Here is a 13,643-nt window from a genome sequence, read left to right on the forward strand (position 1 = left end):
TCGAGCCCACGTGGGATGTGGAGAGGCTTCAGTGTACGGTCAGGGTTCTTGCAAAGGCACACTGGTCATGGATGAAGGAGATGATCTGGGGGATCATCCGCCAGGTATCTGCAAGAGCCTGATTTGCGAGGGGATCCTGGAGTTGGTCGATCCATGATGTGCCGTCGATGATCGTGCTTTGGCCAAGGATAGCTGCAAGCGACAAGCCGAACTCTCGGTCAGACACGAAGGGCTTCCATGCGTCCATGTCCAGATGCATTGCAGTGAAGAAGCCATTGGCGAAGTCTTCCAGCAGGACCTCGCCGTCCTCGGTCCGCATATAGATCGGCGCATAGACCTCAGGGCACTCGGCAAGCTCGATGCAGATCTGGTTGTAGCGCTTGAGGATCGTTCGGCGTGCGGGCGCCGATCGGGCGCTTTGGACGTGTTCGCGCAGGATGCTCTTGAGCCATATGTCCGGATTGATGATGGACGGGCCGGCAGCCAACGCCGCGAGGAAGCCATCGATCGAGGAGACACCGGCGACCAGCGGATCAAGCGTATCGAGCCAGATTTCGAGCTGCTCTAATGAGAGCGTTCTGCCGGATGCGGTTTGACGTTTGAAGCTCATGCTGCCAGCGCTTCTAGCCGATCAGTCGCAGGGCGCCAGTTCCATGCCAACAGGCTGTGCAGATCGTTGATCATTACCTCTTCATTCACGATCCGTTCAAGCACATCGTTGAGCCAGGTGTAGGGATCGAGGCCATTGAGGCGAGCAGTCTGGAGAAGCGAGGCAAGCACCGCCCAGGTCCGGGCTCCTTCCTCGCTCCCCGCAAAAAGGCTCGACTTTCTGCCCTGGGCAACATTTCTCATCCCACGCTCGACGGTGTTGGTATCGACCTCGACACGCCCGTCTTCCAAGAATAGCGTCAGGCCCTTCCAGTGGTTGAGGGTGTAGCGCATCGCCTTTGCCAGATCGGATTTGGGTGACAGCCTGGGCAGCATGTCGTCGATCTGCGTTTTGATCGTAGCCATCACCTTACAGGTTTCCGCCTGGCGGGCCGCTAACCGATGTGCGGCATTGCCGGCGCGCACCCGGGCCTCGATCGCGTAGACCTCGCCGATCAGGCCGATGATCGCGGCGGCCACCGGCGACGGGGATTTACGGTAGGCGTCCACGAACTTGCGACGGACATGGGCAAGGCAAAAGACCAGCACGACCCCTTCCGCCCCCTTGCGGACCAGCGCCTTGTAGGCGCCATAGCCGTCGACTTGGAGGATCCCCCGATAGCCGGCTAGCTGCTGGCGCGCTTCGGCATGCCCGCGGCCGCGCGCGTGAATGTATGCCACCGCCGGTCGCGCCGGGCCTGACCAGGGACCATCATCGCAGGCATGTGCCCAGAACTGCGTGATCCGGGTTCGTTTTCTTCCTTTCTCAAGGACCGGCATCCGCGTCTCGTCACAAAAAATCCGCGATTGCGCGTGGATGTACGCGAGTTGCAATTCATACAGAGATCTCAGCCACCATGCGATCTTGCGCATCCAGCGGCTTGGTAGGGCGCGATCGAGGATGGCGCCTTGTCCGGCCAGCATCTGAAGCTGTCGGTTGAGAGGGATTGACCATGCAAATCGCGCTGTGGCCATCCAGGCCAGCGTCGAGGTGGTGACCATCGAGCCCGGGATCGCACGCCGGGGCGCTGGTGCCTGAATAACCCCCTCACGGCAATTGCGGCAGGCATAGCGAGGGCGAACGGTACGAATGACGCGTACGATGGCCGGAACCCAGTCGAGGGCCTCACTGGCATCCTCTCCGATTTTGTGGAGCCTGCCTGCGCAGCAAGGGCAATCCAATGTCTGCGGATCGATCACCTGCTCTACCCGCTCAAGATGGGCGGGCAGCGCCATTATGCCGCGCTTCGCGCGCGGGCGCTTGATCACAGGCTTGTCTTCTGACGCTTCATCATCATTGGCCGCGACCGTCGGCGTGCTCACAAGATCGCCCAGATCCAGTTGCCCCTGATCTCCCAGAATGACGCTGGCGCGTTCCGATCGATTGCCGAATGCTTGTTGGGCCATGCCTTTGAGGAGCGAGCGCAGTTGAGCGTTTTCAGCCCGGAGTTCCCGCACAAGGGCGGCCATCTGTTCGAGATCTTCGGGAAGGTCATCGGCTCGCGAGGGCATGGCGGGATTATACCACACCACCCTTGTGCCGCCACTCAAAACCGCAGATTTCAGCCAAAAACCTTAGGGCGCCTTTCCTCCTGGAACGGCAGCCTGCGCCAGTCCAGGCCCGATAGAAGTGCCACACATTGCGCCCCCGTCAGGGCAAGCGTCCCTCCTTGCAATGGGGGCCAGTGGAACCTCCCACGGTCGAGCCATTTTGTCGCCATAACCGCGCCGGATCCATCATGACGGACCAACTTGACCTTGTCAGCCGCCTTGTTGCGGAAGACAAACACATCACCGGCACAGGCATCATGGCCCAGAACATGTGTCACCAGTCCCATCAGCCGGTTGATCCCGGCCCTGAAGTCGATGGGCTGCGTCGCCACATAGATCCGCACGCTTCCATCGATCGGGATCATTCCCGGATCGCCGCCAGAACGGTGCGCAAGTGCTCCGCCTCGACGGCGCCGCAAATACGAACTGTCACATCGCGCACCACCAATTCCATGCTGGGCGGGGATGCCGGGACGGCCGGCATTTGCGCGTGCTCCTCGCCAACCACCGTCACTGGCACAAGCCGTAGTTCTTCAACGGTCCCCGCCGCTCGCGCCTGCCGGCGCCAATAATGCAGCAGGCCAAGGCCGACGCCGTTATCCCGCGAAACCTGCGCTACCGTTTTTCCGGAAGTGAAGCTTTCCGCAAGAATACGATCGCGCTCATCATCCGGCCATCGCTCGTGCCGACGCCGGACTGGCTCCAAACTAACAGTCAAACGCGAACTTGCACTGTGCGACGCACACGTCAAACCAACGTTTGGCACCGCATCAATTTCGTCAACCACTGCTCGAGCTCCTCAACGTCTCGCGCAGATCTACCCTCAAAAACCAACCAGAATACGTGGGGTCGGGGCAGCGGTTACCCTTCCACATGGCTGCCGCCGTTTGCGGGGTCAGGTTGAGGCTGAGGTCGCCGTTCTGGTCCATCGCGATCTGGCGCCTGCTGAGATCGATGCCATTGTCGGCCAGCAGACGCTGCATGCGGGTCAGCCGCTCGCGATCGACGATGGACGTCAAACGCTCGTTCCGCGCTCGGTCGGCGATGCCGTCCGCGCCGCCCTCTGCCATGTCTACCTGATTGACCGCAGTGCGCGTCAGCGCCTGAATGAAGCTGTCGAGGCGCGCTGCCTCGCGGGTCGACACGCCCGCCGCTGCCGCACCTTGCTCAAAGCCGAAATTCTCCGACTGCCGCCGCTGCTCGCCGATGCGGGCGGCGGCGCGGGTTCCCGAGGTGCCGACCTCGCGCTGGGCGTCGAGTTTGCCGGAGCGTTCCGCGAAATCGTATCCCGCCGCCTCTCGTGTCCGGCCGTAGACACTCGTACCCTCCCTGCCTGCTTCGGCGGTGGCGCCATCCGCAGTGCCGACCTGGACTGCGGTGTTGTAGCGCTCCAGTGCTGCGAGCACCTGGGCCTCATTCCGCCCTGTCGACCGTGCCAGCTGCGAGATCGCCGTGCTGCGCGCCTCGCCCGAAAGCGCGTTAATGAAGCCGATCCGGCGCGATGTCTCGTCTACGGACAGGCCCAGCATTCCGGCCGCCTGGCGCTGCCCCTGGTTGCCGCCGGTTCGCCAGCCTTGTTCGGTTGCAACGTTCGCGCGTTCCACGTCGGCGACATTTGCACCCGCATAATCGCGACGCCCCTCCATGGTGCCTACCTGTACCTGGGCTGACGTAAGATCATTCGCCAGCATCTGCTCCTGCTGCCATGCGTTCGCGATCAGCTTTGCATAAGTCGGATTGGCCTGAGCTTCCGCGATGACCCCCGAAGCCTTGAGCGTAGCGTCTGCAGGCGAATACCCCGCTCTTTCGAAGTGACGGGTGGCCGCCTGCTTCATCATGTCATAGGCCCGGTTGTCACCAAAAGCCCGCCACTGGACAAGGTTCTGGCTGAACGCCGCAAATGCCTTCTCACCGGCTGCTCCCGGCCCGAAGTAGCCAGTACCAAGCTCGCGCAGCGCGTCCTTTTCGGCGAACTGGTGAATTGCACCCGTCACGGCATTCGCCTGGACCGCCCGCGCGACCGCCGGGTCGGTTAGATCACGGCCGCCGAGGGCAGGGGCGAGATTGCCGAGCTGACGCGCGCCTTCGATGCCGCCAAGGGCAATAGCCGTCGTGCCGGGTGGGGCAGGGCGTTCCCCCAGAATGTGCGCCGCCTCGCCGAACGCGCGATTGCTGCTGAAACCGGACCGCTCACCAAAGTCCCCGAAACTTGAGGCAGCAGAAGCGCGCGCGCGAGTCCCCATCGCCGATGCCTGGGCCTCCAGCGCCGATGCCTGCCCCTCGGCGGTTCCCATCGCCGAGGCGGCCGCCGTTCCCTGGCTCGCGATCCCCAGCGAGCCCGACGTAAAGGCGGTGAACATGTTGCCGCTGAAACGAAAGACGGTGAAGACGAAGGCGCCCGCCAGCCCGGCGGCGGCCGTTCTGAAGCTGCCGAAGATCGCGAGGGCCTTCATCGCAGCGGACGGGGCAAGGAACCAGGCATTCGCCGCGACTGCGTTCGAGCGCAGCTCCTCAAGCGTCGCCAGAGCGCGGCCGAGCGTGAGCTGGTAAATCCCGGCATCGATTACACCCCACAGCGCCACGAACACGAACATTCCCAGTGCAAAGCTTGCGACCCGCAGGTTAATCGGCGTCAGGATGAAAAGCAGGGCGACCGGGATCATGAACAGCATGATGCCGAAGACCGTCGCGCGGATTGTCGGCATCCACTCGTTCGCGACCGACATCGTCGCAAGGCCGCTGGAGATAACCGCCCGGTTCGCCATGACCCGGGCCGCGCTTGCCGGGGAGTCCTCGAAGAGGACATCGCCGATGCTGTTGCCCAGCAGGATGTGCGTCATCAAGCCTTGCGCCGAGAGCGGGCGGTCCAGCATCATCTGGCCCATTTCCCCGAGCTGCTGACGGCACCGCGCGAGTTGCTGCACGTTCTCGAGATCGTAACCGGTGCGCGCGCAGACCTGCCTGGAATAGCCGTCGAACAGCGCCGGATCGCTGAGCCTTTCCGAGATGTGCGCCCAGGCCTCGGTGCAGCTGACCGTCGTGCCACCCTTGTCGGTCTCTGAATAGACCGTCGAGAATGTCGCCGGGCCGGCCATTGCCGCGAAGGCGGCGGGAAGGTCGCTTGCGCTTCGCAGCAGCTTGTCATCGTCGATGTCGTAGGCCGGCGAGACCCGGGCGACCGGATAGCACTGCCGGATATAGTCCTTGATCGTGCTGTCGAGAAACACATCCGTCATCGGACCTCGCGGCGACACCGCGTTCAGGAAAAGATCGAAGCTGTGCCCACCCGCGCCCAACTCGATCCTGGCACGGGGATCGAGGGTATTGTCGTCGATCGTCTCGACCAGCGCCCGCTCCATCATGTTGGTCGCCCCAGCCACCAGAACCAGAAGGTTGGGCACATCGCCAACCGGCTGATAGGCATTGCGCACCCGGTCGTAGACGTGAACGGTCCCGGTGGTCGCAATGAGACCGACAAACAGCCCGACGCCGATGAGGATCTGGAAGCCGAAGGCGACGATGCCCATTCCGGTGCCGCGTACGCTCGCGATGATCGCGCCAAGGCCGATTCCGACCGTCGCCACGATCATGACCAGCGTCTCGTATCGGGGATCGCCAAAGATCATCGAGACGAGGCGAAACGCGTCCACGGTCTCGGCAAAGCCGTCGTAAGTGTGAAAGCTGGCATCGACGGCCCGGGCGGGTGAGCTGAGCGCGAGAAGCGGGGCGGCAAGAAGCGAGAGGGTGGGAAGTGCTTTGAGCCGGGCGCGCATGGTTTTTCCCTACTGGGTGCGGGCGGCAGCGCCCGCGGCATTGCGCGCGTCGTGGTCGCGATCGCGCAGCAGCCCGGCATAGCTCGCCGACAGATTGGCCTGGTCAAGCGCCGCCATGTAGCTTTGGCGCATCTGCGCCCGCTGGCGCAGAACCTCGTCGCGCAGGGCGCCAAGCTGCTCGATACCCCTCGACAATATGCGCGTCTGGCACACATTGGCGTTGTTGCCATCCGCCGAACCCGCCACCGCCGCGCCCCGCTCGGCATTGGTGAGGGTGAAGTCGATCGTGCGCGTGAGGTCGTTCAGCATCTGATAGGCCAGCGTCAGCGCAACCAGTTCGTCGGTATCGGCAATCACCGAATCCGCAACGCCCTGGCGGACGCCCCACTCCAGCATCCGGTAGACGGGCAGCGTGCGGACATTGGCCACGAACTGGCGTTCTTCGGTTGTGAGAGCGGTGCGGCTGCGGATTTTCGTCGCTATCGACAGCATCCGCTCGCGGGCCAGCACGAGAGCGCCCCGGCCCGAACCGTCCCTTGCGCAATCCGCTCCGGTGGGCGGCAGGTTCAGGGCCCGGCGCTGAACCCTTCCGGTCAGGAAATCCTGCGCGCTTTCAGTGTCCTGGCCGGCGCATTGCGGGATCGCGGTAAACAGGGGCACCTTGTCCCCGTCATCCCAGCGCATGTAGATGTCGCCCACCCGCGCCCGCATCACTCCCGCCCAGTCCGCCGCGCCGACGCGCGAGGCCGCGTGCGCCAGCAGCGAGCCTGTACGAAAGATGTCCCGGACTTCGGCCGGGCAATTGGCGAGTGCTTCCTTCAAGTCTTCGGTGGGATTGTTGTTGTTCGCCTCGATCTTCTCGCGGCTCTGCTGATAGCTCTTGGCAAAACCCTGCTTTACCGAGCGATATCCCGTCATCTCCTCGATGATCCCGGACATGGAATCGTCGCCTCTGGCGATCTGGACCATCCGGTTGGCAAGCCGACAGTCGTTCACTTGTATGGAATTGAGAAAATTGGTCGCCGCTTCCATCTTCGAGATGATATTGCCCATTTTCTCATCGAGGGTTTCAAGAAGATACTGGAAGGCGACTGCCGGGGCCGCCTGGAGAATGCTTTCAAGCTTCTGGACAAGGTAGTCGGGATCGAGAAACGACATTCCTCCCAGAAACATGTCGATGCCGCCGCAACCCGCGCGAACCTTGGGCAGGCTCACCGACATCAGATAGTCGTTGTGCACATCGACCCGTCCCGACATGCCGCCGGCCGTCACATACCCCCGGGTCTGATCCTCGAAGCTTCCAGGCGACGTGTACGTGACACTGTCAAACCACGACTCTGCCCAGCTCTGGGCGTGCGCCGTTGGTGCGAATGCCGCGGCCAGCACGATCGAGGCTACCTGGAGATAGCGGATCGACCTCTTCATGATATCGTCTCCTTGGCTGTGCCGACTGGCTGACGGGATGCGATGCTCTCGGCGGTGCTGCTTGAGGGTCGGGACTGGCGCGACCGAAGGGCAGGGCGAGCTATTTTGGCCGTGCGGCAGGCGCCTGGGGCAGGCCCACGATGCCGGTGAACTTCGCCATGGCCCGGACTCCGACGGCTGGCCTGACGCCGCTCAGCATCTTTGCCGCGAGATAGAGATTGCGAGCGAGATTGGGCGTATGGTCGGTACCGATCGCGACGGGGATCAGCCGGCCCGGGTCATCGACAGGACGGACCCAGGCGACTGGGTGGCCCACCCACGGCAATCCGAGGCGCCCGGAGCGCAGCAGCGCGTCCTCTTTGCCGATCGTGCGCACCCGCCAGCCATATCGCGCGCCCAATGCCGAGAGCTTCTGCCACAAGTCCCCGCAGGGGATGCAGCCTGGAGCAGTTGTCATCTCGACGACGAATGCCTGGCCGTGGCCCCTCAAGGTTGCGTCAAAGTCATCCGGAAAGTCGCGGGTTACGGGGACCCGCTCCAGCCAGGATCGCATCGCGCGCGCATCTGCCACCTGATGGATTGCGGCGCGCTGTGCATCCTGCCGGCTTGCGGGCTTCGCGTACGCTGTTGGGGTAAGGGGGAGGAGGGTCGGCAGGGCGAGCAGGATCGGCAGCCGCTTCATGGCGCAAGATCCGCGCTTTCAGCGACAGGATCGCCTCCCAGGGCCGCCGGGTCGCTTGCCGAGACAGGACCATTGGCCAGCGCATCGAAGAAACCGCCTTCTTCTCCCGCCCCGGTCAGGAACTGTTCGGGCCGGATATCGCCGCGCAGCAGGCGCACTGCCTGATAGGCCGTTTGCGCGAGCGCAGGGTAGGCTTCCACGCCCGAAGCGATGATCATCCGCTGCGCGCTGCCCCGACGGATCACCATGGTTGTCGGCGTGATCTCGACCCCGAACCGCTCCTTCACGTCGGGCCGTCTGTCGAGATCCACGAGCGTGACCTGCCAGCCCATGTCCTCCTGGAAGCGCTGGACGATCGGCCATTGCACCCGGCAGTAACCGCAGCTCGTTCGGGAAAACATCACCAGCGCGAATTCACCGGCATTCGCGCGCAGGTAGGATCGGCGCTGCGCATCCTTTTGCGCCCCAAGCTGGGAGCGGGCATCACCGACCATGGGGTTCGCCGACCTGGAATTGAGTTCGGGGTGTTGCAGCATGGCAAGCTGGGTGACGCCGGCGAAGGCTCTCGCCTTGCGGCGCGCAAAGTCCTGCAGGCGCCAGAAATCCGCGACCGCATCGACCGTAAGCACGGTCGCTGCATAATCGCGTTGCTGCGCGATCAGGTCGCGGATCCGGGGCGGCGTCCAGGTCGCCAGCTGATCCATGGGCGGGATATGCGGGCGTTCGATGGCCGGATCGTCCCGATCGACCTCGGTGTCAGCCGGTGGCACCTCGTACCACCAGTATCCGTGCCGCGCGCCCGGCGCCGAGGTCTGCTGCGCCGCGAGCGCGCCCGGTGTGCAGAGCAGGACGAGGGCGAGCACCTTGCTGACCGGAAAGAGAGGTTGCCGCCGGATCACAGTATGCGCTCCATGGGGGTCAGGTTGGAGATCGGAAGGAGCCCAAGATAGCGGCTGTCAAAGCCGCGCGGATGGGTCGAGCCGACATAAGCCATGCCCGGGGGGATTACCCCGCTCCATCTCATATGTTCGAGTTTCAGGCCGCTGCGCGCCATGGGCAGGCTGACCCCCAGCAGCACTCCGTTGCAGAAGTAGTGGCCGTCCATGGTCCCGGGGGTGAGAGCGGAGGGCCTCTCCGTCATCGTGAGCCGGTCGCCGGGCAGGCACAGCGCGTGCTTGGTGACCTTGACGGCCCTGGGCCCCGCCACGGGATGACGAAGCGTGAACATCACATAGTCGCCGCGCCTGATCGGCCCGGGACTCATGCGAACCGCGAACGCGTCGATCGAGGGCGTCATGACCAGGTGTATCTGCGGCATGACGAGAGCCGCGAACAGGGCGCTGGGAAGCGCGACCAGCAGGACGAGGATGAACCGGCCCGGGCGTGCAGACTGTTGGCCGTCGGCGGCGCCCAGAGCGCTCGCGGACTGGCGCGGCAGCCGGACAAGCGCGATCCAGGCAGCGGACAGGGTGCTAGCGAATACCAAGTAGAGCCTGAGCACCGCGCACCTCCTCCTTGCCGCCAAGACGGGCATATTCCTCCAGAAGTCCGCTGAGCGCGGCGTCGCCGTAGACGATGTGCGATGCGCGCAAGCTGTCGTCGTCGCGCTCGCAATAGGTCTGCGCAGGATCACCCGGGATCATCGCGAGTGCCGGCACCCGGGTAACCCCGTGCTGGCGAAACACGATCGGGTCGACGACCAGCTGGACATCGCGCATGCGGCAGGCCGGACCCTCGCAGCCCGGATCGAACCGCAGGATCTCGGCCGAGAGCTTCGCCATCGGCCCCATCTTCCTGAGACCGCCCGGCACCCCGCGCAGTGCCATGACACCCTGCGCCCGCTCGAGCTGCGCGGCATAGCTGCGCAGGGTCGCCAGCGGTATCGACGACGAGACGAAGACTACCGGAACCCATCGCCGGTCGGTGCCGACGGGGTGGGCGGGATCGGCGCTTGAAAGGGCCTCCTCCTCCGATGGCTCCAGTCCGAGCGCGACGCGCAGGGCCCTGGCCTGTCGTTCGCGCTCTGCGGCAAGGCTGGCCGCACCTTGCGCGTGCGCTGCCTGCGCCCGTGTTTCGATGTTTTTCGGGACGGGTCGGCTGCGCAGCCCGTCGAAAGCCCGGCGCTCTGCGTCCGGATCGCCGCCTTTGGGAAGAACAGGGTGAGGCAGGTCTCCCGCCTCGTTCCTGGTGTTCGCGATCGCGCTCTCCAGTCTTTCGAGGGAAGCCTGCCCCTGATCCGAGATGGACTGCCGTGCGCCGCTGCTCGCAGGCGCCGGCGTGGCAGGTTGGGGTTGGGCGGGTTGGGCGGGCTGGGCGAGGCAGGGCACCGTGATCATCTGCGCTGCCAGCAGCGCAGCCCAGATCGCAACGGCGCTAGGGATTGACGGCATCGACGTAGGCATTGACGCGGTCCTCCATGTCGGTCTGGATCTCGGCCTGGGCGCGGGCCTCGATGTCGGCATAATATTCGGCGAGATCGATCCTGCTGAAATCGAGCGCCTGGAATTCCTCAGGGCTGAAGCCCCGGCACATCGGTTTTTGGGCGTGCCCCAGGGGTCGGCGTTGAAAGCCTTGAGCTGGGGCCGGCCCTGTTCCTGGATGATGCGGCCGAGCCGGGTATTGAAGCAGCAATGGCCGCGTGCCTTTTGCAGGCATACGCCCAGCACGCTCGCGGTGCAGTAACTGCCCACCTCGTGGCACATGCCCGAAGAGCGCAGCAGCGCGGTCTCCATGTCCTGCTGGTCGCATCCCGAAAGCAGCAGATCCATCATGAAATTGATCGCCAGGCTGACCGCGATCGATGTCGGGTCGATCCCGACGACCAGCGCATTGGCACCCGCACTGGCGGCCTGACCCGCTGTCGCCCCCGCCTTGAAGGCCGCATACGCCGCCTTCATTCCGGTAAACACGCCCTTGGCGACCGCGATCTTCGTACCGATCGAGGAGATCGACGAGCCCATCCCGTCCTTGACGATCTTCCCCTTGTCCTTGCAGCAGTTCGACAAGCTCGTCGACAGACCCGCAGGCCGGCATCGCATGCCGCGGCCGGAGAAGATCTCGATCTTTCCCAGGCAATTGCCCGCGGCGTCCATGCCGCCGTTCGCCTCCGTTCCCGGATCATCGATGGCTGGCTCCTCGATGATCGGGTTTGCGGCAAGATCGATGCAGGCGTTGGGGGAGCAGGCGGGAGCTCCGCCCGCTTCCTTCTCGTGGCAGGCGAACTGCGGGCCGGCCGGACAGCTAAATGTCCCGGCCGCATCACGCTCGCACGCGACTTCGTGAATAGGGCACAGACCTTCACCGTCGCTCGTCGCGGTGCAACTTGCCTGCTCGCCGGGGTCGGCGGCATCGCCGTTACCGTTCAGGTCGACTGCGCAGATCCGTTGCGCATGGGCCGGCGTGGTAGCGAGCGAGAGGAAGATCGAGGCTCCGATCAGGAGCCTTCTCACGGGCCTGAAGCCGGGGCGGGAGCCTGCGGTGAACGACGCCGTCACGGTGCAACCCCGGTGCAGACCATATCAGCACCGGCAAGGCGCAGCGTCTGCATCATCGCGGCCGCTTCGGGAAAATCGTCGAGGCACCCGCATGGCGAAACCAGCTCTTCGCCGGGCCCCATCGGGCAGTGGTTATCGGCGCTGCACGCATGGTAGAAGGTGTCGTAGCCGGTCGGGAGATTTTGCCTCGCGGCCACCACGCCATCGGGTGCCACCGCGTCGTTTGCTCTTGGGGCGCGTGTCTTGCACACCGGCTCGCACTGAGCGACCGAACCTCGATCGGGGAGTCGGAAGCTTCTGGTCGAGGTTGCATATGTCCCGTCGGCTCGCCTGATCCGGTCGCCAAGCATGACCTCTGTCGAATGATCGATGATATAGGCGCCGCGGCTCGTGTCGAGCCGGGCCAGAGTTTCGAGGGTACAGCGGTAGGTCCGATCCTTCTGGAAGAAGTCTCTCGTTATCTCGCCGGGACACGACGTGCCTCCAACAAGCCGCGTCTGCGGCAGCGGCTTCAGGCCGGTCGCGATGCCATTGATCCAGGTCTGCACGCCGTCCACCAGTTCGCCTTCAAGCCTGCAGGCCGGATCGGTGGCGATCGGCGTGCAGCCGTCGACCAGGTGCTCGTCGGTGCTGCAGCTGTCATCGACCTCGACGTGAATCTGCGCGAACGCCTCGCCCTCATTGGCCACGGCTGCCCGCAGCCAGATCTCGTGATCTCCGGCAGACAGATAAGGGCGCAGGTCCAGCGCGGGGTAGGAATGGAAGGTTGTCTTCAATTCGCACTTGCCGGGCGGTAGGCCGAGCGACGACCAGGGCGTGGGGCCCGATCCGACAAGGTCGCCATCGATCCTCACCTGGGCCCAGTCGTCGGCGTAGAAATGGGTGAGCCTGGCATTCAGGATCCTGTCCGGCTCGCTGACCCGCAAGGTCATGCGAAAATCGACAAGCGAGCAGGACCCGCCGCTCAGGCTGTTGTCGGCAGGCGAGCCCATCAGGAAATCGAACGTGCTCCCGCTGCGCATCGTCGCGTAGCCGCCAGCCGTCCTCGAAATAACCTCCTCTGGCCGCGGCTTGAGGACGGTGATCCGCCGTTCGATCCTGCAGTGGCGTGCGGTGAGGGCGGTCCCCGTACCGATCGCGGAACCCTTGAGTGCCTGGAACACCGAACTGCTGCTGGAAGCCGCATAGGCATCGGCCGCGATCAGCGTGGGGTTTGCGCGATATGTGGACTGCGGCAAGGCGGCACTGGAAGCGCAGGTCGTCGATTGCGCGCCGACATAGCGAATGACGGGACCGTCGATCACCGCTTCCGCGACGCCGAAGCGCGGATCTGCCGTCGTCAGCGCGCCGATGACCCCGCCCCCGATGTCGCGCAGAACCGCAGGCAGGTTCGACCAGGCGAGGTTGGCCCCGCAACTGGCATTGATGCAGTAGCACCCCGCGAGCGCGGACATGTCGACATTCTCGAGGGCCGGCGTCGCCGCCCGATCGATGGTCCATCTGAAGGAGGAGCAATGCTGCCAGGTGCCAGGCGAGCAGGACAGAACGCCGTTGGCACAGATACCCGAGATCGGGGTGGGCACCTGGAAAGTCCGGTCGAGTGTCCCGTCCAGGTCGGTGTCGCGCGCGATCACGACTTGTCGCAGATCGCCGGTAGCGCCGGGCTGGACCATCACTTCCAGCAAGGTCGCGGTCCTGCTGCAGGCAAGGTTGGGCGTGAAGCTGTGGCTGTTATCGACCGTCGCAATCGCCTCGCCCGCGAGCCCCGGCGTCACATAGTTTTTGCGCAGGGCTTCGCTGTCGCTTGACTTCGCGCGCGTGGCGGCCGCAGCGGCGCGCGCCCTGTCTTCCATTGTCTGCGCCTGCACCGGAACGGTTTCGCATGCCGCCAGGACCACCGACGCGATGGAGCAAGCCAGGAGCGTTGTGTGCCTGAGCCCGCAGGCGGGTTCACGCTTCTTTGAGCAGGGTGGAGCGACGCCGCCCGGGGGCGGGGCGGCGCCGCTCCTTTCTCGCGCGGCAACCACCGGCCCTGTGGGCCTTGGCGGACAGACCTCGGGTGATGGCGGG

The 13,643-nt window shown here is 64.6% G+C and carries 10 protein-coding genes and 2 pseudogenes; all 12 read right to left on the bottom strand.

Translation table 11 applies throughout. From position 1 onward, the window contains the following. Positions 1-28: 28 nt before the first annotated feature. Positions 29-610 carry a UPF0149 family protein gene (locus tag KZO24_RS29305; protein WP_486486531.1) on the bottom strand — a complete coding sequence of 194 codons (582 nt, stop codon included), beginning with the start codon at positions 608-610 and terminating at the stop codon, positions 29-31. Beyond that, positions 607-2,160: an IS66 family transposase gene (gene tnpC / locus KZO24_RS29310; protein WP_486486530.1), complete on the bottom strand. Its 1,554-nt coding sequence runs from the start codon at positions 2,158-2,160 to the stop codon at positions 607-609. The genes KZO24_RS29305 and tnpC overlap by 4 nt, the downstream gene beginning before the upstream one ends. A 50-nt stretch (positions 2,161-2,210) precedes the next feature. Further along, a complete protein-coding gene (gene tnpB, locus KZO24_RS29315; protein WP_036531136.1) occupies positions 2,211-2,564 on the bottom strand; it encodes an IS66 family insertion sequence element accessory protein TnpB in 354 nt (117 codons plus the stop codon). Then, a complete protein-coding gene (locus KZO24_RS29320; RefSeq protein ID WP_081799271.1) occupies positions 2,561-2,986 on the bottom strand; it encodes a transposase in 426 nt (141 codons plus the stop codon). The genes tnpB and KZO24_RS29320 overlap by 4 nt, the downstream gene beginning before the upstream one ends. Positions 2,987-3,065: 79 nt before the next feature. After that, positions 3,066-5,972 (bottom strand): annotated as a pseudogene (locus KZO24_RS29325) (conjugal transfer protein TraG N-terminal domain-containing protein); the annotation flags it as partial. A gap of 9 nt (positions 5,973-5,981) precedes the next feature. Then, positions 5,982-7,397, bottom strand: coding sequence for a conjugal transfer protein TraH (locus KZO24_RS29330; protein ID WP_486487880.1), 1,416 nt, complete (start codon positions 7,395-7,397; stop codon positions 5,982-5,984). Positions 7,398-7,497: 100 nt separating this feature from the next. Next, complete coding sequence (locus KZO24_RS29335; protein WP_486487881.1) at positions 7,498-8,079, bottom strand: hypothetical protein; 582 nt, start codon at positions 8,077-8,079, stop codon at positions 7,498-7,500. Then, positions 8,076-8,975, bottom strand: a complete 900-nt coding sequence (locus tag KZO24_RS29340) for a conjugal transfer protein TraF (RefSeq protein WP_486488443.1) — start codon at positions 8,973-8,975, stop codon at positions 8,076-8,078. Before KZO24_RS29340 ends, KZO24_RS29335 begins: the two co-directional genes overlap by 4 nt. Further along, positions 8,975-9,580, bottom strand: a complete 606-nt coding sequence (locus KZO24_RS29345) for a S26 family signal peptidase (RefSeq protein WP_486487882.1) — start codon at positions 9,578-9,580, stop codon at positions 8,975-8,977. The genes KZO24_RS29340 and KZO24_RS29345 overlap by 1 nt, the downstream gene beginning before the upstream one ends. Then, complete coding sequence (locus KZO24_RS29350; protein WP_486487883.1) at positions 9,552-10,541, bottom strand: type-F conjugative transfer system pilin assembly protein TrbC; 990 nt, start codon at positions 10,539-10,541, stop codon at positions 9,552-9,554. Before KZO24_RS29350 ends, KZO24_RS29345 begins: the two co-directional genes overlap by 29 nt. Beyond that, positions 10,453-11,528 (bottom strand): annotated as a pseudogene (traN, locus tag KZO24_RS29355) (conjugal transfer protein TraN). The gene KZO24_RS29350 and the pseudogene traN overlap by 89 nt, the downstream one beginning before the upstream one ends. Before the next feature lie 41 nt (positions 11,529-11,569). Further along, entirely contained in the window at positions 11,570-13,426 is a 1,857-nt protein-coding gene (locus KZO24_RS29360; protein ID WP_486487884.1) for a hypothetical protein, read from the bottom strand. Positions 13,427-13,643 lie beyond the last annotated feature (217 nt).

This window comes from Novosphingobium sp. NFX11 (genome assembly GCF_057376415.1).